19 protein-coding genes and 1 riboswitch are annotated in these 23,972 nt (G+C 73.1%); of the genes, 4 read left to right on the top strand and 15 right to left on the bottom strand.

The genetic code is table 11. The features are described from left to right. Positions 1–3: 3 nt before the first annotated feature. Positions 4–807 carry a TrmH family RNA methyltransferase gene (locus tag LQ327_RS29260; RefSeq protein WP_230739531.1) on the top strand — a complete coding sequence of 268 codons (804 nt, stop codon included), beginning with the start codon at positions 4–6 and terminating at the stop codon, positions 805–807. 261 nt (positions 808–1,068) lie between these two features. Next, entirely contained in the window at positions 1,069–1,518 is a 450-nt protein-coding gene (locus tag LQ327_RS29255) for an Rv3235 family protein (protein WP_230739529.1), read from the top strand. Positions 1,519–1,520: 2 nt separating this feature from the next. Here LQ327_RS29255 and secA read toward each other — a convergent pair whose 3' ends face one another. From secA to ahcY, 8 genes are all read right to left on the bottom strand, one after another. Beyond that, the gene (gene secA / locus LQ327_RS29250) at positions 1,521–4,742 is read right to left on the bottom strand and encodes a preprotein translocase subunit SecA (protein ID WP_230739527.1); all 3,222 of its coding nucleotides are present in this window, start codon (positions 4,740–4,742) and stop codon (positions 1,521–1,523) included. Positions 4,743–4,996: 254 nt separating this feature from the next. After that, positions 4,997–5,686, bottom strand: a complete 690-nt coding sequence (hpf, locus tag LQ327_RS29245) for a ribosome hibernation-promoting factor, HPF/YfiA family (RefSeq protein WP_230739526.1) — start codon at positions 5,684–5,686, stop codon at positions 4,997–4,999. A 1-nt stretch (position 5,687) separates the two neighbouring features. Further along, complete coding sequence (locus LQ327_RS29240; RefSeq protein WP_230739525.1) at positions 5,688–6,707, bottom strand: ComF family protein; 1,020 nt, start codon at positions 6,705–6,707, stop codon at positions 5,688–5,690. 197 nt (positions 6,708–6,904) lie between these two features. Beyond that, complete coding sequence (locus LQ327_RS29235) at positions 6,905–8,716, bottom strand: LpqB family beta-propeller domain-containing protein (protein WP_230739524.1); 1,812 nt, start codon at positions 8,714–8,716, stop codon at positions 6,905–6,907. Then, positions 8,713–10,551 carry an MtrAB system histidine kinase MtrB gene (mtrB, locus tag LQ327_RS29230; protein ID WP_230739522.1) on the bottom strand — a complete coding sequence of 613 codons (1,839 nt, stop codon included), beginning with the start codon at positions 10,549–10,551 and terminating at the stop codon, positions 8,713–8,715. Before mtrB ends, LQ327_RS29235 begins: the two co-directional genes overlap by 4 nt. Positions 10,552–10,575: 24 nt before the next feature. Continuing rightward, positions 10,576–11,253 (bottom strand): MtrAB system response regulator MtrA, encoded by a 678-nt coding sequence (gene mtrA / locus LQ327_RS29225; protein ID WP_230739521.1) that lies wholly within the window; start codon positions 11,251–11,253, stop codon positions 10,576–10,578. Then, positions 11,250–11,954: a dTMP kinase gene (locus LQ327_RS29220; RefSeq protein ID WP_230739519.1), complete on the bottom strand. Its 705-nt coding sequence runs from the start codon at positions 11,952–11,954 to the stop codon at positions 11,250–11,252. Before LQ327_RS29220 ends, mtrA begins: the two co-directional genes overlap by 4 nt. Before the next feature lie 155 nt (positions 11,955–12,109). Beyond that, a complete protein-coding gene (ahcY, locus tag LQ327_RS29215; RefSeq protein ID WP_230739517.1) occupies positions 12,110–13,591 on the bottom strand; it encodes an adenosylhomocysteinase in 1,482 nt (493 codons plus the stop codon). A gap of 128 nt (positions 13,592–13,719) precedes the next feature. Further along, positions 13,720–13,800: riboswitch (S-adenosyl-L-homocysteine riboswitch) on the bottom strand. Between the two features lie 313 nt (positions 13,801–14,113). Here ahcY and LQ327_RS29210 point away from each other — a divergent pair. Further along, positions 14,114–15,718: a long-chain fatty acid--CoA ligase gene (locus tag LQ327_RS29210; RefSeq protein ID WP_230739515.1), complete on the top strand. Its 1,605-nt coding sequence runs from the start codon at positions 14,114–14,116 to the stop codon at positions 15,716–15,718. A 74-nt stretch (positions 15,719–15,792) separates the two neighbouring features. Here the strand turns inward: LQ327_RS29210 and LQ327_RS29205 are convergent, their stop codons facing one another. From LQ327_RS29205 to LQ327_RS29175, 7 genes are all read right to left on the bottom strand, one after another. Next, on the bottom strand, positions 15,793–17,325 hold the full coding sequence (locus LQ327_RS29205; protein WP_230739513.1) for an APC family permease: 1,533 nt from the start codon (positions 17,323–17,325) through the stop codon (positions 15,793–15,795). Positions 17,326–17,503: 178 nt separating this feature from the next. Further along, positions 17,504–18,454 carry a cation diffusion facilitator family transporter gene (locus LQ327_RS29200; protein ID WP_230739511.1) on the bottom strand — a complete coding sequence of 317 codons (951 nt, stop codon included), beginning with the start codon at positions 18,452–18,454 and terminating at the stop codon, positions 17,504–17,506. Positions 18,455–18,514: 60 nt separating this feature from the next. Continuing rightward, positions 18,515–19,792 (bottom strand): mannose-6-phosphate isomerase, class I, encoded by a 1,278-nt coding sequence (manA, locus tag LQ327_RS29195; RefSeq protein WP_308286398.1) that lies wholly within the window; start codon positions 19,790–19,792, stop codon positions 18,515–18,517. Between the two features lie 83 nt (positions 19,793–19,875). Further along, on the bottom strand, positions 19,876–21,021 hold the full coding sequence (locus LQ327_RS29190) for a hypothetical protein (protein ID WP_230739509.1): 1,146 nt from the start codon (positions 21,019–21,021) through the stop codon (positions 19,876–19,878). Further along, positions 21,018–21,278, bottom strand: coding sequence for a Trm112 family protein (locus LQ327_RS29185; RefSeq protein WP_230739507.1), 261 nt, complete (start codon positions 21,276–21,278; stop codon positions 21,018–21,020). The genes LQ327_RS29190 and LQ327_RS29185 overlap by 4 nt, the downstream gene beginning before the upstream one ends. Further along, positions 21,275–22,654, bottom strand: coding sequence for a phosphomannomutase/phosphoglucomutase (locus LQ327_RS29180; protein ID WP_230739792.1), 1,380 nt, complete (start codon positions 22,652–22,654; stop codon positions 21,275–21,277). The genes LQ327_RS29185 and LQ327_RS29180 overlap by 4 nt, the downstream gene beginning before the upstream one ends. 158 nt (positions 22,655–22,812) lie before the next feature. After that, positions 22,813–23,169: a DUF3499 domain-containing protein gene (locus LQ327_RS29175; RefSeq protein ID WP_230739791.1), complete on the bottom strand. Its 357-nt coding sequence runs from the start codon at positions 23,167–23,169 to the stop codon at positions 22,813–22,815. Between the two features lie 394 nt (positions 23,170–23,563). On the opposite strand from LQ327_RS29175, the gene LQ327_RS29170 reads away from it, so the two are divergent. Then, complete coding sequence (locus LQ327_RS29170) at positions 23,564–23,965, top strand: metallopeptidase family protein (RefSeq protein ID WP_230739790.1); 402 nt, start codon at positions 23,564–23,566, stop codon at positions 23,963–23,965. The last annotated feature ends 7 nt before the right edge of the window (positions 23,966–23,972 follow it).

Genomic DNA, 23,972 nt, shown 5'->3' with positions numbered 1-23,972 from the left:
GTGATGTCCCCCTCCCAACCGCCCGCGGGGTCAGCCGATCCGGCCACCGACGAGCCCACCGGCCCGTCGCCGAAGGACCGGTTCGTCACCGTCTACGGGCGCAAGCCGGTCCTCGAGGCGCTCTCGGACCCGGCGCTGGACGTGGACAAGGTGATCCTCGCCGAGGGGGCCGACCCGCGGGCCGTCCGTCCGCTGCTCGACGCCGCGCGTCAACGTGGGGTGCCGGTGCGGCGGGCCTCGGCGCAGCGGGTGAAGGTGCTCGCCGGGAACGGTCGCCAGGACCAGGGCGTGGTCGCGGACGTCGTCGCGCCGGGGATGCGGACCGTGGAGGCGTTCGTCGCCGGGCTGGGTCCGGACGACGGGGCGCGCGTGCTCGTCCTCGACGGCCTGACCAACCCGTCCAACGTCGGGATGATCCTGCGCTCGGCGACGGCGGCAGGCCTCTCCGGGGTGCTGCTGCCGCGTCGGGGAGCGCCGTCGATCGACCCGCTGGTGGTGAAGGCGTCGGCCGGGGTGGCGTTCCACGCGCCGGTGCTGCGGGCGGGGACGGCCGCGGCGGGGCTCGGCGCGCTGGCCGAGGCCGGGTTCGTGCTGCTGGGGCTCGACGGCGGCGGGCAGTCGTCGCTGTTCGACGTCGAACTGCCCGACCGGGTCGCGATCGTCGTCGGCGGCGAGACCGACGGGCTCACCGAGGACGTGCGCGGCGAGCTGCACGACACCGTCGTCGTGCCGATGGCGGGTGGCGTGGAGTCGCTGAACGCGGCGTGCGCGGCCACGCTGGCCTGCTTCGAGCTCGCCCGCCGCTGATCCTCCTCGAACCGCACCCGCCCGTCCCGACACTCGCCTAGATTCGGGCTCCGGGCGCGGTTCCTCCCGCCGCATCCGGATCGGTGCGGTGCGACGGCGGGAGGACGGGTCATGAGTGTGACGGCGGGCGAGGCCGTTCCGGAGCCGGCGGGAGGCGGTTCCGGGTCGGGTGGATCTCGAGCGCTGCTGCGGCCGCGGGAGGCGTCCGCCTGCAGCGCGCCGACCCGGGCCCGGCGGATGGATCGGCGTCCGCTCCCGCGCTTGCGTGCCCTGACGGCGGTGCTCGCCGAGCAGCGCGGGTCCCTCGAGGAGCGCTCCGGGGTCGGCGACTCGGCGACGCCGGACGCGGCGAGCGGGCCCGGGTGGGACGCGGCGCTGGAGGCCGCGTGCGCCCAGGTCGGGCCGCTCGCGGTCGGGCTGCTCACCGCGGTGGCCGAGGTCCTCGACAGGCGTCGGCCACCGGCTCACCTGATGCGGCTGTGCCCGGCGCCGCTGGTCGAGCGGGTGCGGGCCGGTGTGGCGCGGAGTCGTGAGTTTCCGCAGGGTGCACGGGTGCGGGGGTTGCGGCTGTGCCCGGTGGTCGGGGCGTCGGGGGTCGCCGTCGAGGTGGCTGCGGCGCTATGTGGTCAGGGTCGGGCACGGGCAGCAGCCGCCCGCTTCGAGCTGGACGCGACGCGGACGTGGCGGGTCACCGAGCTGGCCGTGCTCTGAGGTCAGCCGCGCGCCGGCGCCCCGTGGCACTGCTTGTACTTGCGCCCGGAACCGCAGGGGCAGGGCGCGTTGCGGGACGGGGTGTCCGCGCGGCGCGCCTGCTGCGGGTTCGCCGGGCGCCGACCGGCCCCGCCGTTGCCGCCGGCCGGAGCCGCCTGACCGTCCTCGTCGGGGCCGGAGTAGTTGAGCTGCTGCGGACGCTGTCCGCCGAGGCCCGCACTGCGGAACGCGTTCGGCGCGGGCGCGCCGCCGAGCTGCGACATGGCCGGACCCGCCGAGGTCGGGGCGTCCTGCGGCGGCGGAGCCTGGCCGGGCTGCGGTCCGCGGGGCGGGCCCTGCCGACCCCGTCGCCCGGTCGGGGCGCCACGCTGGCCCGCGCCGGGGTGACCTGCCCCGTTCGTCCCGGGCTGGGACGGCCGGTCGGTCGGCGCGGTCGTGGGAGCAGGAGGAGCAGGCTGCTGGCCCTGGGCGGTCGGGATCGCCGCCGTCGGCTCGAACCCGGGACGGCGCGCGTTGGGCGGCACCATCATCGGCCGACCCTGACCCTGGCCCTGGGGCGGCACCGGGCCGCCCGCCGCGGGCGCGACCGGACGCGTGGGCGGCATCCCGACGGGTGCGGCACCCGCCGTCGAGAGCCGGCGCGGGTCGGGGTCCTCCGGGCGGATGACCGGCTGCATCGCGGTCTCGGTCTGCGGGTTCGCGCCCGGGACGGCGTCGACCGGGGCGATCTCCTCGACCTGGATGGTGAGGTTGAACAGGAACCCGACGGACTCCTCGCGGATGCCCTCCATCATCGCGGAGAACATCTCGAAGCCCTCGCGCTTGTACTCGATCTTCGGGTCGCGCTGGGCCATGGCGCGCAGCCCGATGCCCTGCTTCAGGTAGTCCATCTCGTAGAGGTGCTCGCGCCACTTGCGGTCGAGCACGGAGAGGATGACCTGACGCTCGAGCTCGCGCATCCCGCCCTCGGGCACGATGCCGTCGATCTCGTCCTCACGGCGCTGGTACGCGTCGAGCGCGTCCTCGGTGAGGATGTCCACGAGCACGTCGCGGTCGATGTCGTCGTTCTCCTCGACGACGTCCTCCCAGCGCACGCCGACCGGGTACAGCTGCCCGAGACCGGTCCAGAGCTTCTCGAGGTCCCAGTCCTCGCTGTAGCCCTCGGACGTCGCGCCGTCGACGTAGGCGGTGACGACGTCGACGATCATGTTCTGCATCTGCTCGGCGAGGTTCTCCCCCTCGAGCACGCGGTGGCGCTCGGCGTAGATCACCGTGCGCTGCTGGTTCATGACCTCGTCGTACTCGAGGATGTCCTTGCGGATCTCGAAGTTCTGCTGCTCGACCTGGGTCTGCGCGCTGCGGATGGCCCGGGAGACCATCTTCGCCTCGATCGGCATGTCCTCGGGCAGGTTGAACCGGGTCATGATCGTCTCGACCATGGCGCCGTTGAACCGCCGCATGAGCTCGTCGCCCAGCGAGAGGTAGAACCGCGACTCGCCCGGGTCGCCCTGACGGCCGGAGCGGCCGCGGAGCTGGTTGTCGATGCGGCGCGACTCGTGGCGCTCGGTACCCAGGACGTAGAGGCCGCCGGCCTTCTTGACGAGCTCGGCCTCGCGGGAGACCTCGCCCTTGACCTGGTCGAGCGTGTCGTCCCACGCGGCCTCGTACTGCTCGCGCGTGTCGACCGGGTCGAGGCCCTTGGCCCGGAGCTGCAGGTCGGCGATGAAGTCGGGGTTGCCGCCGAGCACGATGTCGGTACCGCGGCCGGCCATGTTCGTCGCGACCGTGACGGCCTGACGACGCCCGGCCTGGGCGATGATCCCAGCCTCCTGCTCGTGGAACTTCGCGTTGAGCACCGAGTGCTCCACGCCGCGCTGGGTGAGCAGCTTGGCGAGGTACTCGGAGCGCTCGACGCTCGTCGTCCCGATGAGCACGGGCTGGCCGCGCTCGTAGTGCTCGGCGACGTCGTCCGCGACGGCCTCGAACTTCGCCGCCTCGGTCTTGTAGACCAGGTCGGGCTGGTCGACGCGCAGCGGCGGCTTGTTCGTCGGGATGGTGACGACGCCGAGCTTGTAGGTCTTGGAGAGCTCCGCGGCCTCGGTCTGGGCCGTACCGGTCATCCCGGAGAGCTTCTCGTAGAGCCGGAAGTAGTTCTGGAGCGTGATCGTCGCGAGGGTCTGGTTCTCCTGCTTGATCTCGACCGCTTCCTTGGCCTCGATCGCCTGGTGCAGACCCTCGTTGTACCGCCGCCCCGCCAGGACGCGGCCGGTGAACTCGTCGACGATCAGGACCTCGCCGTCGCGGACGATGTAGTCCTTGTCCTTGAGGAAGAGCTCCTTCACCTTGATCGCGTTGTTGAGGTAGCCGACCAGCGGCGTGTTCGCGGCCTCGTAGAGGTTCTCGATGCCGAGCTGGTCCTCGATGAAGGCGACGCCCTCCTCGGTGACGCCGACCGTCTTCTTGCGCTCGTCGATCTCGTAGTGATCGTCCTTGGTCATCTTCGGCGCGAGCCGCGCGAACTCGGTGTACCAGCGTGCGCTCTGCTCCGCGGGCCCCGAGATGATCAGCGGCGTACGGGCCTCGTCGATGAGGATCGAGTCGACCTCGTCGACGATCGCGAAGGCGTGCCCGCGCTGGACGCACTCGGCCTTGGCCCAGGCCATGTTGTCGCGCAGGTAGTCAAAGCCGAACTCGTTGTTCGTGCCGTAGGTGATGTCGGCCAGGTACGCGCCGCGGCGCTCGTCCGGGGGCATCTCGGCGTAGATCGCGCCGACCTCGAGGCCGAGGAAGCGGTGGACGCGGCCCATCCACTCGGAGTCGCGGCGGGCGAGGTAGTCGTTCGTCGTGACGACGTGCACGCCCTCGCCGGCGATCGCGTTGAGGTAGGCGGGCAGCGTGGAGACCAGCGTCTTGCCCTCGCCGGTCTTCATCTCCGCGACGTTGCCCAGGTGCAGCGCGGCGCCACCCATGAGCTGCACGCGGAAGTGACGCTGGCCGAGGGTGCGGGACGCGCCCTCGCGGACGACGGCGAATGCCTCGCCGAGCATGTCGTCGAGCGACTCGCCCTCGGCGTAGCGGTCCTTGAACTCCTGGGTCTTCGCGCGCAGCTCGTCGTCCGAGAGTGCCTCGACCTCGTCGGCGAACGTGTCGACGTAGTCCGCGATCGCGCCGAGACGCCTGACCGTCCTCGCCTCGCCCGCCCGCAGCAGTCGGTTCAGCACCACGATGGGTGACCTCGCTCGTCCTCGTCGCTGGCTCTCATCGGCTCCGGGGGCCCGTGGGAGGACCGTCCCGGTGTCGCGGCGAAACCGACCGCTCGGGGCCCTCTCCGCCACACCGCACGGCGAATACGCGCGTGCGCTTCCTCCCATGGTAAGCGCGACCTTGTCGGCGACGGCCCGGGGCGGCTGGTCCGGACGGACGACGGGGCCCGGCCGCCGCCCGGCCGGGCCCCGTCGCCTCTCCGATCAGACCTGGATCACACCAGTGAGATCACGCCGTAGTCGTAACCGCGGCGCCGGTAGACGACGCTCGGCCGACCGCTCGACTTGTCGGAGAACAGGAAGAAGTCGTGCCCGACGAGCTCCATGTGTGACAGCGCGTCGTCCACGGTCATCGGCAGGCCCTCGTGCTCCTTGACCCGCGCGATGTGTCCCGGCCCGTCGCCGTCGACCTCGCGACCGAAGCGGTCGTCGAGCGCCTCGCGCGCGGCGGGCACCTCGCTCTCCGGCAGGTAGGACTGTCCCTCGTCCTCGCCGACGTCCTCCCGCAGCGGTGCGGGGAGCGCCTCGTCGAGGTCGGCCCCGGACGAGGGCAGGTCTTCCGCGGGGCCGCCCACCCCGACGGCGACCCGGCGTCGTCCCGCCTTGTGCACCCGGCGGTCGTGCGCCCGGCGCAGTCGTTCCTCGATCCGTCCCAGGGCCATGTCCATCGCGGAGTAGAAGTCGGACGCACAGCCGACGGCCCGCACGACGGGCCCCCGTCCGCGACCGGTGATCTCGACGCTCTGGCAGGTCTTGGCCTGACGCGGGTTGTTCTCGTGCGAGAGCTCGACGGACAATCTGATGATCTTGTGGTCGTAACGTCCGAGTCGGGCCAGCTTGTCGGTCGTGTGGTCGCGGAAGTGCTCCGGGACCTCGACGTTGCGGCCGCAGATGACGATCTCCACATCAACTCCCGAGGGAAGTAGGAGCGGCGCCTCGTCCGGCCCGTCGTCGGGCCGTGTCCTCGGTGAGGACCGGGTGGGGAGGGGGCGGTCGCGCCTCCCGGAGACCCATGGCGCCGCAGTACGCCGTTCGCGCCTCCTCTCGGTCGACCTGACCGGTGAGATGGGACACGCTATCGACTCCGGCGGGTGTCCGGAAGGTGTCGAGTGGGCGGCCCCCGTGTCGAGGGAACGCCACGACAGGACGAACGCACGCCGTGTCCGTTGCGCCGGGCGGGGGTCCGTCCGCACGGGTGAGGGACGCAGGTGAGGGACGCGGCACGGGCGACGCCGCGCTGGGCGCGCGAGCCCCCGGCACCCGGGGTCGCCGCGCCCCGACGGCGGTCACGACGAGCACCAGATCCACTGGCAGCCCAGCCTCGGCGAGCGCGGCGGAGCAGGCGGCCGCGGTCGCCCCCGTGGTGAGCACGTCGTCGAGGAGAACGACCGGTCCCCGATGCGGCGGCAGCCCGTCCAGCGCGGCGTGGCGTACCCGCAGGTGGGCCGCGAGGTTCGCCGCGCGCGCCGCGGGATCGAGGCCGACGGAGTCCCGTGCGCGACGCCCGAGCGCGAGTGCGGGCAGCACCTGCCCGTGGCCGGCACGGGCGAGCCGACGGGCGATGCGGAGCATGTGGTCGCCCCCGCGGGCCCGGGCGGCCGCGGCCCGCGAGGGCGCCGGGACCAGCAGGCCGCCGCCCATGCCGAGACGGTCCAGCGCGGCGCCGAGCACGGCGGCCAGCGGCTCCGCGAGGTCCCGTCGCCCGCGCTCCTTGTAGGCGATCACGGTGTGCCGCGCGGGGCCGGAGTAGGGCGCGAGCGCCATCGCGGGCGGCAGGTCGTGCCGCTCGGAGGCGGGCAGCGGACGTCGCAGCGAGGCCAGGCAGGCCGCGCACAGGCCGGTCCCGGGCGGCACGGTCGCGTCGCAGCCGCCGCAGGGCGCGGGGAGGAGCAGGTCGACGAGGGCCCGCAGGAGTCGTGGGAGCACGCCGTCGAGCCTCGGCCGAGCATGCCCCCGCCGACCAGCGCCGCCTCACCGCCTGTGGACAACCGACGGGTCCGCTGCCGGTGTGGACAACCGACTGGGCCGGACGCAGCAGCCGCCCCGCGCGATCGAGGATGTGGAGCTACTGACGTCCAGCGTCAGCAACGCCGCATCGCTGACACCAGGACACCGAAGGCCACCTACCCCGGATACGCCGGCACCGAGGTGTTCGACCCGCCCGGCACCGAGCTCCACACGTCGCCGCCGTCCGAGGGCAGCGACCACAGGCCGCCCTGGTCGACCACGAGCGTGGGCCGGTCCGGCGCCGCGGCGACCGCGCTGACCGGCGGCGTCAGGTTGGTCGTGGGGCCGTCGTCCAGGTCCAGCCCGTCGACCGAGGCGAACTGCACCGGGTGGCCGACACCGGCCCCGACGGCCACCAGCCGGTCGGTCTGCGACCAGGTGACGTCGAGGACCCCCTCCAGGACGTCCGCCGCGGGCGCCGGGCGCAGCACCCGCACCGCGCCGAGCTGCACGCCCCCGGCCCCGTCGCGCACCACCGTCGCGATGACCACGCGCCCCCCGGCGACCATCGCGACCTTCGTGCCGTCCGGGGAGAGCCGCAGCACGCTGATCGGCCCGAGTCCGGCGAGCGGTGAGGTGTCGAGCGCGACCGGGGTGAGACCCGACGAGTCCGACGACGACCCGGACCGCACCGCCCGCACCGGCCGGCCGTCGACGACCGTCCACACCTCGGAGCCGTCCGGCGTCCAGGAGGGCCGGGTCATCGTCGTGCCGGTGATCGACGTCGCGGCGGCGGCGGCACCGGCGCGTCCGACGGAGAGGCGCATGGTCGCGCCCTCGAGCCCGACGACGGCGACGTCGCGGCCGTCCGGCGACATGCTCGCGCTGCGGGCGTCGTCCACCCCGGTGACGAGGTCGGGCGTCGCGGGCCGCCCGGCGTCGGTCGCCACCGTCGTGTCCTGCGGGACGGTCCGGACCCGGCCACCGGTGACGACGACGGCGGGCGGCGTCATCGCCGCGTCACCGCCGGTCCCCGCGCTGGGGAGGTCCTGACGGTCGCGCACCGCGGGCGGCAGGCCGGCGAGCACGTCGGCGACCCCGAGCTGCGGGCGGCCGTCGAGCAGGGGGGCGCCGTCGACGGTGACCTGCACCCGGTCGATGCCGACGCCCGCGAGGGTGAGCACGATCTGCTGGGCGATCTCGGTGCGCCGCGCCTCGTCCATCGCCGCCGCCGACCCCGCCCGGGTCAGGTCCACCGTCGTGACCCCGTCGGAGGTGGTGCCGACCGCGGACCGCAGCAGCACGCCCGGCGGCAGCGCCGAGACCGCCGCGCCCCGCAGGCCGTCCGACGGGCCGGAGAACAGCTCGTCGAGCACGCGCGCGGGCACCGAGCGGACCGGGCTGGTCGGGAGGTAGCGCGTCTCCCCGACCGGCGCGCCCCCGACCGCCCCGACGAACCAGATGCGGACCGGGCGGGTGTTCGCCCGCAGGTCGGAGCGCCGCACGATCGTGCCCGGCGGGACCGAGGAGATGCGCCAGACCCCGTTGTTCTGGGTGAGCCCGACGACGACGTCCACCATGCCGGTCGCGGGGACGAACGCCCCGTCGGGACGCAGCGTGCCCAGCTTGTCGGCGCGGACGCGCACCGACGCCGTCCCGGACTGCCCGCTGCCCTGGGAGAACACCGTGTCGACCCGGTCCGACACGACCGTCGGCGAGGACCCGTCGTCCCACGAGCCCGCCGCCGGTGGCGAGAGGAAGGCCCGGGCCGCGCTGTGCCGCTCGGCGGTGGCGCCCGAGGCCAGGATCCAGCCGCGGACGATCTCCAGCGGGCCGGCCCCGCGGGCGGGTCCGGGCGGGGCGCTCGGCTCGGCCGGGTCGCCGACGCGCCGCAGCACGGTCACGTCGGACGAGCCGGGCACCGTCGCGCACCCGGCGAGCAGCGTGGTGACGAGCCCGAGGAGCGCCACCAGCACACCGCGCCTCACCAGGTCTCCCCGCGCCCCGACACCGCGCCCGGCCGGTCGGTCTCCGCGGACCCCGGCCCGTCACCGCCCGCCGCGGGGCCCTCGTCGTCGTCCCCGCTCCGCACGGCCGGGATCTCGCCGGTGGGCGGGGGCAGCGCGGTGCCGGTGGTGGCGGCCGCCTCCCGGATCCCGGGCTCGGCCCCGGCCGGTGCGCCGGTCACCGGGATGAGCGGCAGCGGGCTGGTCCGCAGCAGCGCACCCGCGGTGCGCGGGAGGGTCAGCCGGAACACCGCGCCGTGGTCGGTCTCGCCCCAGGCCTGCAGCCAGCCGCCCTGCAGCCGGGCGTCCTCGAGGCTGATCGCGAGACCGAGCCCGGTCCCGCCGCTGCGGCGCTGCCGCGACGGGTCGGCGCGCCAGAACCGGTTGAACACCAGCCCGGCCTCACCGGGCTTGAGCCCGATCCCGTGGTCGCGGACGACGACGGCGACGGCGTGCTCGTCCGCCGCCACCCGCACCTCGATCGGCCGGGACTCGCCGTGGTCGATCGCGTTGGCGAGCAGGTTGCGCAGGATGCGCTCGACGCGGCGCGGGTCGACCTCGGCGTCGGCGTCCTCGGTGAGGTCGAGCAGCAGCGGGGTGGCGGTCTCGTCGACGAGGTGGCGCACCGTCTCGGCGGAGCGCCGCACGATGTCGCGGATGTCGACGCGCTCGTTCGCCAGCTCGGCCACGCCCGCGTCGAGGCGGCTGATCTCCAGCAGGTCGCCGAGCAGCGACTCGAAGCGGTCCAGCTCGTCGACGAGCAGCTGCGCCGAGCGCTGGGCGACGGCGTCGAGGTCCTCGGCCTGCGCGTGGAGCACCTCGGCCGCCATGCGCACCGTCGTCAGCGGGGTCCGCAGCTCGTGGCTGACGTCGGAGGTGAACCGTCGCTGCAGCGCGCCGAACTCCTCGAGCTGGTGGATCTGCTGCTGGATGCTCGCCGCCATCTCGTTGTAGGACTCCGCCAGGCGGGCCACCTCGTCGTCGCCGTAGACCGGCATGCGTTCGTCGAGGTGGCCGTCGGCGAACCGTTCGGCGACGTCGGCGGCCTGCCGGACCGGGCGCACCACCTGGCGCGTGACGATGCTCGAGATGCCCGCGAGCAGCCCCAGCAGGGCGAGCCCCGCGAGTGCGAGGGTCGACTGGATGAGCGCGAGGGTCCGCTGCTCCGCCGAGAGCGGGAAGATCAGGTAGAGCTGCAGGTTGCGGCCCGCGGTGCGCACCGGCTGGCCGACGATGAGCGCGGGCACGTCGGCGTGCCCCGGCTCGGACACCGTGACGTACTTGGTCGCGAGGAAGCCCTTGAGCACCGGGTCGCGCAGCTGCGGCGGGACCACGGAGGCGGGTCCCGACGACGGCTCCGACGTCGCCTGGGAGTCCTCGGGCGCGGCCGAGGTCGCGGTGCCCGACGTGCTCGTCGCGCCGAGTGGCTCGGTGCCCGCGACGAGCACCGCCTCGAAGGCGCCGGCGTCCCGGGAGTCCGACCCGGAGCCCGAGGACGTCAGCCGGTCCAGGGCCTCGTCGAGGGTGGACTGGGTGCCGTCGCGGTCGGGGTCGACCCGGGCGAGGTCCCGCTCGAGGTTCTGCCGGCTGATGTCGGCCTGGATCAGCGCGGCCTGCTGCTTGCCCTGGAGCAGCCGGTCGGCGATCTGGGTCTGCAGCACGAGGCCCAGCACGAGCACGACGACGCTGGACATCGCGACCGTGGACAGCACCACGCGCAGCTGCATCGAGCGGCGCCAGAGCACCCGCACGGCCCCGACCCGCTCGGCGAGCGCGAGCTCGAGGCGGCGGCGCACGCTCGCGATGCGGTCAGCCACGACGGCTCACCGATCCGGGGTCGATCAGGGCGGGCCGGCCTTGTAGCCGACGCCGCGCACCGTGAGCACCACCTCGGGGTGCTCCGGGTCCTTCTCGACCTTCGAGCGCAGCCGCTGGACGTGCACGTTCACCAGACGGGTGTCGGCCGCGTGCCGGTAGCCCCAGACCTGCTCGAGCAGCACCTCGCGGGTGAAGACCTGGCGCGGCTTGCGGGCGAGGGCCACGAGCAGGTCGAATTCCAACGGGGTGAGCGGGATCGGCGAGCCGTTGCGCCGGACCTGGTGTGCCGGGACGTCGATGGTCACGTCGCCGATCTGCATCTGCTCGCTCGGCTCGGTGGGGAACTGCCGCAGGCGCGCCCGGATGCGCGCGACGAGTTCCTTGGGCTTGAACGGCTTGACGATGTAGTCGTCGGCGCCGGACTCCAGCCCCAGCACGATGTCCACCGTGTCGGTCTTCGCGGTGAGCATCACGACCGGCACCCCCGACTCCGCCCGGATCGCCCGGCAGACGTCGATCCCGTTCATCCCGGGGAGCATCAGGTCGAGCAGCACGAGGTCCGGTGAGGACTCGCGGACGGTCGGCAGAGCCTGGGCCCCGTCGGACACCACGGTCGTGTCGAACCCCTCGCCCTGCAGGACGATCGTCAGCATCTCGGCGAGCGAGGAGTCGTCGTCCACGACGAGGATTCGAGAGCTCATGTCTCAATGGTGTCACTTCTCACCGACGATCCGGGAGCGAACTCCGCGGTCAGCACGGCACTAATCACGGCGTCAGCCGTACGGGTGAGCGCTTCATCACCTGAATGCCGATTCTCGGCGACCCACCAGGGGCTCCACCAGTGCCCCGCGGCGAGTCGGTCGTAGACCTCGGCGCACCGTTGCTGCAGGGCCGCGTCGGCCTCGAAGCCGTCGGGGTCCCGGTCGGGGGCCGTCCGGGCGCGTTCCCTGACTCGTTCCGCGGCCAGTTCCGGCGGTACGCGGACGAGCACCTGGGCGTCGGGGGCGGGCACCGCGAAGCGCTCGATCTCGGTGGCGCGCACCCACGCCGCGAACTCCCCCACGCCCTGGTGCAGCCGCGCCGACCCGTAGGCGGCGTTGGAGGCGACGTACCGGTCGACGAGGACGAGGTCGTTGGCGTGTCTCAGGTCGTCGATGTGGCCGGCCGCCGCGCGCCGGTCGAGCGCGAACAGCAGCGCCATCGCGTGGACCGAGGCGGCGGTGTCCCCGTGCTCGCCGTGCAGCGCCTCCCCGGCGAGCGCGGCGTGGACGTCGTCGTCGTAGCGGGGGAAGGCGAGGGTCGCGACGGAGGCCCCGCGTGCCCGGGCGGCCCGGCCGAGGGCGTCCACCAGCGTCGCCTTGCCCGCTCCGTCCAGGCCCTCCACGGCCACCACCACACCCACGGGCGACCACGCTAGCCAGCGGCGCCGTGTGACGACGGTGGTGGGCTCGGAACCGGCGGGCGCGGGGCGAACGAGCGAAGGGCCCCTCCGCTCGAGCAGATCGAGCGGAGGGGCCCTTCGGTCAGAACGTGCTCAGAACGTCCAACCGCGAGAACTCAGTAGCGGTAGTGGTCCGGCTTGTACGGGCCCTCGACGTCGACGCCGATGTACTCGGCCTGCTCCTTGGTGAGCTTGGTCAGCTCCGCGCCGAGCGCCTCGACGTGGACCTTCGCGACCTTCTCGTCCAGGTGCTTCGGCAGGCGGTACACGCCGATCGGGTACTCACCGGGCTTGGTGAAGATCTCGATCTGCGCGATCGTCTGGTTGGCGAACGAGTTCGACATGACGAAGCTCGGGTGCCCGGTCGCGTTGCCGAGGTTCAGCAGGCGCCCCTCGGACAGCAGGATGATCGAGTGGCCGTCGTCGAAGCGCCACTCGTCGACCTGCGGCTTGATGTTGATGCGCGTGGCACCGGACTTCTCGAGCTTCTCGACCTGGATCTCGTTGTCGAAGTGGCCGATGTTGCCCAGGATCGCCTGGTGCTTCATCCGCTTCATGTGCTCGAGGGTGACGATGTCCTTGTTGCCCGTGGTCGTGATGACGATGTCGGCGTCGTCGATCACGTTCTCGAGCGTGTTGACGTCGTAGCCCTCCATGAGCGCCTGGAGCGCGCAGATGGGGTCGGACTCGGTGACGGTCACGCGGGCGCCCTGGCCACGCAGCGACTCGGCGGAGCCCTTGCCGACGTCACCGAAGCCGGCGACGACGGCCTTCTTGCCGGAGATCAGCACGTCGACGGCGCGGTTGATGCCGTCGATGAGCGAGTGGCGGCAGCCGTACTTGTTGTCGAACTTCGACTTGGTGACCGAGTCGTTCACGTTGATCGCCGGGAAGAGCAGCTTGCCCTCGTTGGCGAACTCGTAGAGACGGTGGACACCCGTCGTGGTCTCCTCGGTGACGCCCTTGATGCCGGACGCGACCTTGGTCCAGTGCTGCGGGTCCGCGGTGAGGTTGCGGCGCAGCGTCTCGAGCACGACCTGGTACTCGGCGGGGTCGTCGGCCTCGGTCGACGGGACGACGCCGGCCTTCTCGAACTCGACGCCCTTGTGGACGAGCATCGTGGCGTCCCCGCCGTCGTCGAGGATCATGTTCGGGCCGCGGGTGTCGGAGTCGGCCCACGCGAGCATCTGCTCGGCGCACCACCAGTACTCCTCGAGCGTCTCGCCCTTCCAGGCGAAGCACGCGATGCCCTTGGGGTTGTCCGGCGTCCCGTTCGGGCCGACGACGACCGCGGCGGCCGCGTGGTCCTGGGTGGAGAAGATGTTGCAGGAGGCCCAGCGGACCTCGGCACCGAGCGCGGTCAGCGTCTCGATGAGGACCGCCGTCTGGACGGTCATGTGCAGCGAGCCGGAGATGCGCGCACCGTGCAGCGGCTTCGCCTCGGAGTACTCCCGGCGCAGCGCCATGAGCCCGGGCATCTCGTGCTCGGCCAGGCGGATCTCACGGCGGCCGAAGTCGGCCTCACCGAGGTCGGCGACCGCGAAGTCGATCCCGTTCTTCTCGGCGTACTTCTCGTGCGTGGTCCCTACTGCTGCCATGACTCCTCATCCGGTCGGTGTGAACTCGTCGGTTGTCCGGTGGTCGGACCGTTGAACTGTCTGTCCCGGCGGCGTCGGGGGAACAACCCACTCCCGCGTCCGCGAAGGTTCAGAGCACGGACCTCCACCATCTGGAGGCGCCCTTGATGATCCGGAGCCCTGCCGAGCGTGGCGGACACGAGGTGTCCGTTGCAGCGCCACTCGTCAGGCCCGTCGCACCAGCGGTGCGACCTGTTGCCGTGGAAACGACACTCACACAGGCCGTCGGGACGGTCAAGACGGCGCGCGCACGAGCACGGGGCACCGGACGGCCCCGTCGCAGGTCGTCGCCCGGTCCGCCGGGTCGGCGTCGACCAGGTCACACCGTCGCCGCCGGACGGACCGGCGCGAGCGTCCAGGCGGGCGCGGCTGGGACGGTATGACCGGGACCACCCGAACGGTATGACCGGGACCACAGCCGCCGTAGGCTCGTGGCCCCAGCCCCCGTCGCGCGCCCAGGAGGCCCCAGCCGTGCTCGGACAGATGCAGACCACCCCCCTCGCCCTCCCTCACGTCTTCCACCGTGCCGAGCAGCTCTTCGGCCACAAGACGCTGACGGGCGTGGGTGTCGGGGGCGCCGTCACGACGACGACCTACGCGGACTGGGCCGTCCGGGTCCGCCGCACGGCGGCCGCCCTCGACGCGCTCGGCGTGGCGCACGACGCGCGGGTCGGAACCTTCTGCTGGAACACGCCGGTCCACCTCGAGCTGTACTTCGCCGTGCCCTGCAGCGGGCGCGTGCTGCACACCCTGAACATCCGGCTGTTCGCCGAGCAGCTCGTCTACATCGTCAACCACGCCGACGACGACGTGATCTTCGTCGAGCGGGCGCTGTTCGGGCAGCTCTGGCCGCTCGCGGACCAGATGCCGCACGTGCGGAAGTTCGTCGTGATCGACGACGGCTCCGACACCCCGGTCCCCGACGACGAGCGCATCGTCGACCACGCGACGCTGCTCGCCTCGGTGGAGCCGTACGCGGGGCGCTTCGTCGTCGACGACGAGAACCGCGCGGCGGCCATGTGCTACACGTCCGGCACCACCGGCAACCCCAAGGGCGTCGTCTACTCGCACCGCTCGACGGTGCTGCACTCCGTCTCGGTGCTCATCGCCGACGTCGCGGGCCTGGTCGAGCGCGACATCGTGCTGCCGATCGTGCCGATGTTCCACGCGAACGCCTGGGGCACGCCCTATGCCGCGGTGTTCGCCGGCGCGGCCCTCGTGATGCCCGGGCCGAACATGGTGCCGAAGGCCATCGCGGGGATGCTGCGCGACCACGACATCACCCTGACCGCGGGCGTGCCCACGATCTGGATGGGCGTGCTGCCCGAGCTGTCCGGTCCCCAGGACGTCCCGCACCTGCGGCTGCTGCTCTGCGGCGGGTCGGCGGTGCCGAAGTCGCTGTCCGAGGCCTGGCGGAAGAAGATCGGGCTGCCGATCACGCAGGCCTGGGGCATGACCGAGACCAGCCCGATCGCGACGACGGGCACGCTGCGCTCGATCCACGACGGCCTGTCCGACGACGACCTCGCCGACGTCCGTTCGACGGCGGGTCAGCCGGCGCCGATGGTCGACCTGCGCCTCGCCGACCCCGAGACCGGCGAGATCCAGCCGTGGGACGGGGTCTCGTCCGGGGAGCTGCAGGCGTCCGGGCCGTGGATCGCGGACTCGTACTACCTCAACGAGGACGGCGGGAAGCAGTTCACCGCCGACGGCTGGCTGCGCACCGGCGACGTCGCGGTGATCGACCGCTACGGCTACGTCCGTCTGGTCGACCGCACCAAGGACCTCGTCAAGTCCGGCGGCGAGTGGATCTCCTCGGTAGACCTGGAGAACGAGATCATGGCGATGCCCGAGGTCGCCGAGGCCGCCGTCATCGCGATCCCGGACGAGAAGTGGTCGGAGCGCCCGCTCGCGTGTGTCGTGGTCCGCGACGGGTCGCAGCTCACCGCCGAGCAGGTCCGGGACCACCTGCTGACGCGGGTCGCGAAGTGGCAGGTCCCGGACGACGTCGAGTTCATCGACGAGGTGCCGAAGACCTCGACCGGGAAGTTCTCGAAGAAGACGCTGCGGGAGAAGTTCGTCGGGTAGGTAGGTGCGCTCCGCGCTCGTGAGCAGTAATCCGTGCCCTGGCACGGATTACTGCTCACGAGGCCGCAGGCCACCTAGCTCTGCGACGAGGCCGCCACGCTCGCCTCCTCGCCCCTCTCCCGCCGGCCGAGCACGGAGTTGCGGCGCGAGTAGGCGAAGAAGACGACGACGCCGATCACCATCCAGAGGATGAACCGCAGCCACGTCTCGGCGCTGAGGTTGAGCATCAGCCACAGGCAGGAGATCACGGCGAGGGTCGCGACCACCGGCAGCGCCTTCACGGTGAAGCTGCGGGAGAGGTTCGGCCGCTTGACCCGCAGCACCCAGGTCCCGATCGCGACCAGGACGAACGCGAACAGCGTGCCGATGTTGACCATCTCCTCGATGGTCGTGATCGGCACGAGGCCGGCGATGAGCGCACAGACCGTGCCGATGATGATCGTGATCGTGCTCGGGGTGTCGTAGCGCCCGGTCTTCGCCAGGCCCCGCGGCAGCAGGCCGTCACGGCTCATCGCGTAGAACACGCGGCTCTGGCCGAGCATGAGCACCAGCACGACGGTCGTCAGGCCGGCCAGCGCACCGACCGCGATGATCGTCGACGCCCAGTTGGCCCCGACCAGGCTGAACGCGTCGGCGAGGGTCTTGTTCTCGCCGTCGGGCGAGCTCTTCAGCTGGGTGTAGTTGACCATGCCGACGAGGACCAACGACGTCGCGACGTAGAGCACGGTGACGACGGCGAGCGAGCCGAGGATGCCGCGCGGCAGGTCCTTCTGCGGGTTCTTGGTCTCCTCGGCAGTCGTCGAGACCGCGTCGAAGCCGATGAACGCGAAGAACACCAGCGATGCCCCGGCCAGCAGCCCGAACGCGCCGTACGTGCTGCCCTCACTGCCGACGAGCAGCGAGAGCAGCGAGGACCCGAGCCCGCTGGCCCCTTCCTTCGGCGGCTCGGCCGGCGGGATGAAGGGGCTGTAGTTGGACGCCTTGATGAACGTCGCGCCCAGGATGATCACGAAGAGGACGACCAGGATCTTGATCGACGTGATGATCGTCGACACCCGGCTGGAGAGCTTGATGCCGAGCACCAGCACGGCGGTGAGGGCACCGATCACGAGGATCGCTCCCCAGTCGACCTCGACCGATCCGATGTCGAACGACGTCGAGTCGCCGAGCCCCAGCACCGAGAAGATCTTGCCGAGGTAGGACGACCAGCTCTTGGCGACGGTGGCGGCACCGAGCGCGTACTCCAGGATCAGGTCCCAGCCGATGATCCAGGCGATGAACTCGCCGAAGGTCGCGTAGGAGAACGTGTACGCACTGCCCGCGACCGGCACCGTCGAGGCGAACTCCGCGTAGCAGAGCCCGGCGAAGCCGCATGCGATCGCGGCGATGACGAACGAGACCGCGATCGCGGGACCCGTCACGTCACCGGCCGTGCGCGCGGTGATCGTGAAGATGCCCGCGCCGATGAGGACCGCGACGCCGAAGATCGTGAGATCCAGCGCACCGAGCTCGCGGCGCAGCTTGCTGTCCGGCTCGTCGGTGTCGGCGATCGACTGCTCGACCGACTTCGTCCGGAAGAGACTCCCGGAACGCGTGGGACTTGCCATGTCCGGCCCCCTTTCGTGCTGTCACTAGCTGTATGTCCACCTGTGCGGTGACGGGCACCATACTCACAGTGACCCCGGTGTGCTCCCTGGTCCGCGGAGGTTCGTACCAGTGGATCGGCGTGCGGCGACGATCGGGCCACCGTTCAGGACGATGGGCTGGCCCACACGGCACAGCGGGCTACGGCGTCGGGTCGAGCGCGGGGTCGAGCCCGTCCTCGGAACCGGTGCGGTCCAGATCGGGCTCGAGGTAGATGATCCGGGCTTCCGGGACCTTCGCCCGCAGCCGCGCCTCCGCGGCGTCGATCGCCCGGGCCACGGTCTCGGTCGGCAGGCTGGCAGGAACCGCGATCTTGGCGGCGACCAGCAGCTCCTCGGGCCCCATGTACTGGGTGCGCATGTGGATCACCCGCTCCACCGGTCCGCCGATCAGTGACGCCGTGATCGTGTTGACCAGCGCGGGCCGCGCCCCCTCGCCGATGAGCAGGCTCTTCGTCTCCACGATGAGGACGACGGCGATGACCCCGAGCAGGACGCCGATCGCGATGGTGCCGATCGCGTCCCAGATCGGGTCACCGGTCGCGACGGTGAGCCCGACCCCGCCGAGGGCCAGCACGAGCCCGATCAGCGCCCCGGTGTCCTCGAGCAGCACGACGGGCAGCTCCGGGTTCACCGACTGCCGGATGAAGCCCCACCACGAGAGGTCGCCCTTGAGCTCGCGGGACTCGCCGATGGCGGTCATGAAGCTGTAGCCCTCGAGCCCGATGGCCACCAGGAGGATGACGACCGCGACGAGCGGGCTGGTGAGCTCCTCGGGGGCGGAGAGCTTGTGCACCCCCTCGTAGATCGCGAACACCGATCCGAGGCTGAACAGCAGCAGCGCGACCACGAACGAGTAGAAGAAGCGGTCCCGCCCGTAGCCGAACGGATGCGCCTGCGTGGCCGCCCGCGAGGCCCGCCGGCGGCCGAAGAGCAGCAGGCCCTGGTTCGCGGTGTCGGCCACCGAGTGGACCCCCTCGGCCAGCATCGACGACGAGCCGGTGATCGCGAAGCCGACGAACTTCGCCACCGCGATCCCCGCGTTGGCGGACAGGGCGGCGATGATCGCCTTGGAGCCTCCGGATGCGGACACCGCGACCTCCTCGGGCGCAAGGACGGGACGAACCGGGCACGGTGCCCGATCCGCGGCAATCTAGTCGGCTCCGCCGATCGTCCCGAGGGCCCCGTTCGGACCCGCGGTCCAGCCGTCGCCCGCCGCGAACACGAGCGCCCGGCCCGGTCCGGCGTGGACGGTCACCGGCCCGTCGGCGGCGGGGGCCCACACCGCCCGGCCCTGCGCGAGCGCCACGGCCCGGCCCTGACCGGCCCGCAGCTCGGCGTCGCCGCGGATCACGAGCACGATGCGGGGACCGTCGATGCCGAGGTCGACCGGGCCGTCGTCGGGGCCCACGTCGAGACGCACCAGCCGGAAGTGCTCGCTCGGCGCGGTGAACACCGCGCGCGGGCCCTCCACCGTCGGGCGGATCACCGGCGGGGGACCGCAGCGGAAGTCGAGGATCCGCAGCAGCTCGGGGACGTCGACGTGCTTCGGGGTGAGTCCCGCGCGGAGCACGTTGTCGGAGTTGGCCATCAGCTCGATGCCACATCCGGACAGGTAGGCGTGCGGCGAGCCGGCGGGCTGGAAGAGGCACTCGCCCTCGGCGAGCACCACGCGGTTGAGCAGCAGCGCCGCGAGCACGCCGCCGTCGCCGGGGTAGCGCTCCCCGAGGTCGAGCAGGGTGCGGACCTCGCGCTCGAACTCCCCGCCCGGCGCACCCGGGGATCCGGGGGTCTTCGCCAGGCGCACGCAGCCGTCCAGCAGCGCGGGCACCAGCTGGTCCACGGTGCGCTGCGGCAGGGTGATCCAGGTGGTGAACAGGGCACGCAGGCCGTCGGGGTCGGGCTGCGCGGCGAGCAGCTCGGTGTGGTGGGCCAGGCAGTCGACGTCGAGGGCGCGCAGCAGGCGCACCGTGACCGAGGCGTCCCGGAACCCGGCGAGCGCGTGGAACTCCTCGAGGGCGCAGAGGATCTCCGGCTTCGGCAGCGGATCGCGGTAGTTGCGCTCCGGGGCGCTCTGCGGGATGCCCGAGGCCTCCTCGCGGGCGAAGCCGGCCGCGGCCTGTTCCGCCGACGGGTGCGTCTGCAGGCTCAGCGGCTCGTCGGCGGCGAGGACCTTGAGCAGGAACGGGAAGCGGCCCCGCCAGTGCTCGGCGCGCCCGGCCCCGAACGTGGCGTCGGGGTCGTCGGCGAGGGCGTGCAGCAGGGTGCTCTCCCCGGGCCGCTCGACGAGCCGCGACGGCGCGTCGTGGTGCGCGCCGAGCCACAGCTCGGCCTCCGGGTGCGGCGACGGGACCGGCTCACCGAGCAGCGCCGCGATGTGCGTGCGCGAGCCCCATGCGTACGGGCGCACGGTCCCCTCGAGCAGCTCCACGTATCCCCCTCACGTCGCCTGGTGTGACGGTGGCCGGGCCGGTCGGTCGCCCGCCGACGAGCCCGGGAGTGCCGGGCCGTCGGTCATCCCGCACCGACGCCCGGGCGTGCCGCGTCCGCCGGGTCGGCGCCGGTGGTCCCGGTGGCCAGGCCCAGGTAGAGCGCGGCGAAGTCCAGCCGCAGGCCGAGCACGCCCGCGCGGACCGCGTCGTGGCCCGGGGTGTCCCCCGCGAGCTCGACGTCGTCGAGCTCGAGCAGGTCCGCCGACGGCCAGCGTCGCGTCGCGTCCTCGGCCAACCGGCGGGTCCCGAGGTCCTCCCGGACGGAGACGACGGCGAGGCGGGGCGGCGGCGCGTCCCCGCCCGGGTCCTCGAACGGGTCCGCGAAGATCGAGTCGGCGGCGGTGTCGGACTCCAGCCGGGCGGCGAGGGCGGGCACCGCGGACGCGCCGGCGAGCGGCCCGGAGTGCGCGACGACGCCGGCGTGGGCGGCGAGCACGACGGCGCCGTAGCCCGCGAGCGCCGTCGCCACCGGGTCGGTGCCCCACAGCAGCGGGGTGTGCTCGGCGAACCGGAGCGCGAGCGCCTTCGCCGGCGCCACGAACGCCTCGTGGCGCGGCCCGCTGCGCTCCGCCTCGTCGTCGAGCCGGTCGGCGAGCGCCTCGCCGTCGATCTCGAGCAGACCGAGCGCCCGGGTGGTCGCCAGGGTCGCCGCGAGGTCGGTCGCCGTCGAGAGACCCTCGAGCCCGGGGACCCGCGGCACCACCTGCATCGCCCGGCCCGCGGCGGCCGCGGGCGCCGGCCCCTCGGCAGGGCCGGTGAGCACGACGTGGGCGCTGCGCCGGACCGCGCGGTCCACCGCCTCCGCCACCAGCGCGTCGCCCGGGTCGCGCTCGGAGCCCCGGTGCGACACGACGACGACGTCGAGCGCCCCCAGCCACGGCGGCGCGACCTCGCTGACGACGACGGGGCACGGGCAGGTCGGCGCGAGCAGCGCGGCGACCAGCCGGGCCGCGGCCTGCTCGGTCCCGGCGCGCGCGAGCAGGACCAGCGCCCGGGGGCGCAGCCCGTCCAGGGCGCCCTGCGACCCGACGCCGGCCTCGACCGCCGCGGCCCACGTGGCGCGCACCTGGGCGCCCGCCGTCGCCGCGGCACGCAGCAGTCCGGCCCGGTCCGCGTCGAGCAGCCGGCCGGTGTCCTCGAGCAGTGCCTCGTCGAGCACGGCGCTCACCCGTCCGCGGGAGTCCCGGCGGCCCCGCCGCCCCGGCTCGCCGACGACCCGGCGTCGTCGGGACCGCCGGTCGCCTCGTCGAGGAGCAGGACCGGGATCCCCTCGGTCACCGGGTAGCTGCGCCCGCAGCTCTGGCACGTCAGGGCCGCGGCGGACCCGTCGTCGGGGGTGCCCGGACGCAGCTCGCCGTGGTCCGGCGCGGGGCAGGCGAGGATCTCGAGCAGCACCGGGTCGAGGCCCAGCGGGCCGGCGCTCATCGCCGCACCACCGCGAGCACCTCGTCGCGCAGCGCGTCGATCGCGCCGGCGTCCGACGCCTCCACGTTCAGTCGCAGCAGCGGCTCGGTGTTCGAGGGCCGCAGGTTGAACCAGTCCCCGTTCTCGAACGAGACGGTCAGCCCGTCGAGCGTGTCGGTGGTGACGTCGTCGCGGTCGCCGTAGCGCTCCTCGACCTCGGCCATCTTCGCCTGCGGGTCGTCCACGGTGGAGTTCACCTCGCCCGACGCCGCGTAGCGCGAGTACTGCGCCATCAGCTCCGAGAGCGGCTTGTCCTGCTCACCGAGTGCGGCCAGCACGTGCAGCGCGGCCAGCATCCCGGAGTCGGCGCGGAAGAAGTCCCGGAAGTAGTAGTGCGCCGAGTGCTCGCCGCCGAAGATCGCGCCGGTCTGCGCCATCGTCGCCTTGATGAACGAGTGCCCCACGCGGGTGCGCACCGGGACGCCACCGGCCTCGGTGACGATCTCGGGGACGGCGCGCGAGGTGATCAGGTTGTGGATGATCGTCGCGCCCGGCTCCTTGGCCAGCTCGCGGGTGGCGACCAGCGCGGTGATCGCGCTGGGGCTCACCGCGTCGCCCTTCTCGTCGACGAGGAACACGCGGTCCGCGTCGCCGTCGAAGGCCAGGCCGCCGTCGACGTGCTTGAGGTTGGAGACCTCGCGCTGCAGGTCGACGAGGTTGTCCGGGTCCAGCGGGTTCGCCTCGTGGTTCGGGAAGGTGCCGTCGAGCTCGAAGTACAGCGGGTGCACCTCGATGGGCAGCGGGCCGAGCACCGCCGGAACGGTGTAGCCCGCCATCCCGTTGCCGGCGTCGACGACGAGGGACAGCTGCCGGATGCCCGAGAGGTCGACGAGGCTGCGCAGGTAGGCCGCGTAGTCGTCCCGGAGGTCGCGCTGCGCGATCTTGCCCGTCGTCCCGGACGGGTCGGCACCGGCGGCCGCGCCCGGCCCCTGGTCGAGCAGCGCGGCGATCTCGTCGAGCCCGGTGTCCTGCCCGACCGGGCTCGCGCCCACGCGACAGAGCTTGATGCCGTTGTAGCGCGCCGGGTTGTGGCTCGCGGTGAACATGGCGCCCGGCGCGTTCAGGGCGCCCGACGCGTAATAGAGCATGTCGGTGCTGGCCAGGCCGATCTCGGTGACGTCGACCCCGAGGCCGGTGATCCCCTCGGCGAACGCGGCGGCGAGCTCCGGCGAGGAGTCCCGCATGTCGTGACCCACGACGATCCCGTTCGTCGGCGCGCCGCCCTGCTCGCCGATCAGGAGCTGGGCGAACGCGGCCCCGGCGTCGCGCACGAAGGCGGCGTCGAGCTGCTCACCGACGAGCCCCCGGACGTCATAGGCCTTGATCACCTGACTCACTACACGGGCGCGGGCGGCGTCCGCGGTCTCGGTGCTGGCGTGCTGAGCTGGCGCTGAACTGCTCACGTCGGCCAGCGTATCGGCCGGGCCCGACACCGTGCGGCACGGCGGCCACCCGATGGTGTGCCGGTCGCCGGGCGGCTCCCGCGATCGCCCCGTCAGGAGCCGGAGGGGTCCGGCAGGACGCGCAGGTGTCCCCGCCGCCCGGTGCCCGCGATCGCGCCGACCTGTCCGACGGCCTCGCTCGGGGGCTCCGCCCGGCCGGCCTCGCGCACCGCCTCGGCGAGCGCGGTGAGGTCGTCGGCCGAGGGCTCCGAGGGGAACTCGCCCTCGTAGCGCACGACCTCCCAGCCCCGGGGGGCGGTGAGGCGCAGGGCGTGGTGCTCACAGAGGTCGTACGAGTGGGGCTCCGCACTGGTCGCCAACGGACCCACGACGGCCGTCGAATCGGAGTAGACGTACGTCAGCGTGGCAACGGCCGCACGGCCGCACCCGGTCCGTGAGCACTTCCGCACTCCTCGCACGAGCCGGAACCATAGTCGCCTCCGGCTCGGACGCCGCACAGGCGCGCTCGGCGCGTCGAGGGTCCGACGTCACCGTCCGGTCACGTGCCGGTCGTGTCCGGACGACCACGGCCTCAGCCGCCCCACCAAGGGCACACTGGGCAGGTTCGGAGGCCCCGCGGCCTGCCCCATGTGCTGGTGATCAAGGAACCCGCCGCGACGACCCCCCGGCGCGCCACTCTCCCGGCCGCACGCTGTCCGACCCGCGGGCGGCGTAGGCTCGCGCGGCGTGGCGAGAGGTGGGACGCGGACCGGCGCCCGGGAGCCCGACCGGTCGGAGCGCGGCTCGGCGCGCGCCACGCTCCCGGCCCGCCCGAGGCGGCGTCGCGACCGCCGCGGACGCGGGATGCGCGCGCCGCTCTACCCGGCCGGCTCGCCCGCGGCCCGCACCCGGGCGGAGCGCTTCGACGCCGTCGTCCTCGAGGCCCTCGAGCCGATCGAGGACCGCTGGGGCGCCGAGCTCGAGGAGCTCGACGTCGCGGTGGACGACGTGCCCGAGATCAGCGACGCGGCCCCGGACGAGGACGGCGTGGTCGGTGACGGGGAGATCCCGCTCGCGCGGCTGGTGCCCGCGGGCGTCGACCGCCGCGGGGCCGCGACCCGCGCCCGGATCGTGCTCTACCGCCGGCCCCTCGAGGCCCGCGCGCTCGACGGCGAGGACCTGGCCGACCTGCTGCACGACGTGCTCGTCGAGCAGGTGGCCGAGTACCTCGGCGTCGAGCCCGACACCGTCGACGGCGAGGGCTGACCGCGAG

Source organism: Actinomycetospora endophytica, assembly GCF_021026375.1.
Taxonomy (GTDB): Bacteria; Actinomycetota; Actinomycetes; order Mycobacteriales; family Pseudonocardiaceae; genus Actinomycetospora; species Actinomycetospora endophytica.
Note: the sequence above shows the minus strand (reverse complement) of the source record. Positions and strands in the feature narration are given on the sequence as shown.

What these genes read in the sequence shown, in the direction of transcription:
- ahcY (WP_230739517.1), bottom strand. Translation starts at nt 13,591, where the DNA reads ATGGCAGCAGTAGGGACCACGCACGAGAAGTACGCCGAGAAGAACGGG.
- LQ327_RS29170 (WP_230739790.1), top strand. Translation starts at nt 23,564, where the DNA reads ATGCGCGCGCCGCTCTACCCGGCCGGCTCGCCCGCGGCCCGCACCCGG.
- LQ327_RS29210 (WP_230739515.1), top strand. Translation starts at nt 14,114, where the DNA reads ATGCAGACCACCCCCCTCGCCCTCCCTCACGTCTTCCACCGTGCCGAG.
- LQ327_RS29205 (WP_230739513.1), bottom strand. Translation starts at nt 17,325, where the DNA reads ATGGCAAGTCCCACGCGTTCCGGGAGTCTCTTCCGGACGAAGTCGGTC.
- LQ327_RS29260 (WP_230739531.1), top strand. Translation starts at nt 4, where the DNA reads ATGTCCCCCTCCCAACCGCCCGCGGGGTCAGCCGATCCGGCCACCGAC.
- LQ327_RS29185 (WP_230739507.1), bottom strand. Translation starts at nt 21,278, where the DNA reads ATGAGCGCCGGCCCGCTGGGCCTCGACCCGGTGCTGCTCGAGATCCTC.
- mtrA (WP_230739521.1), bottom strand. Translation starts at nt 11,253, where the DNA reads ATGAGCTCTCGAATCCTCGTCGTGGACGACGACTCCTCGCTCGCCGAG.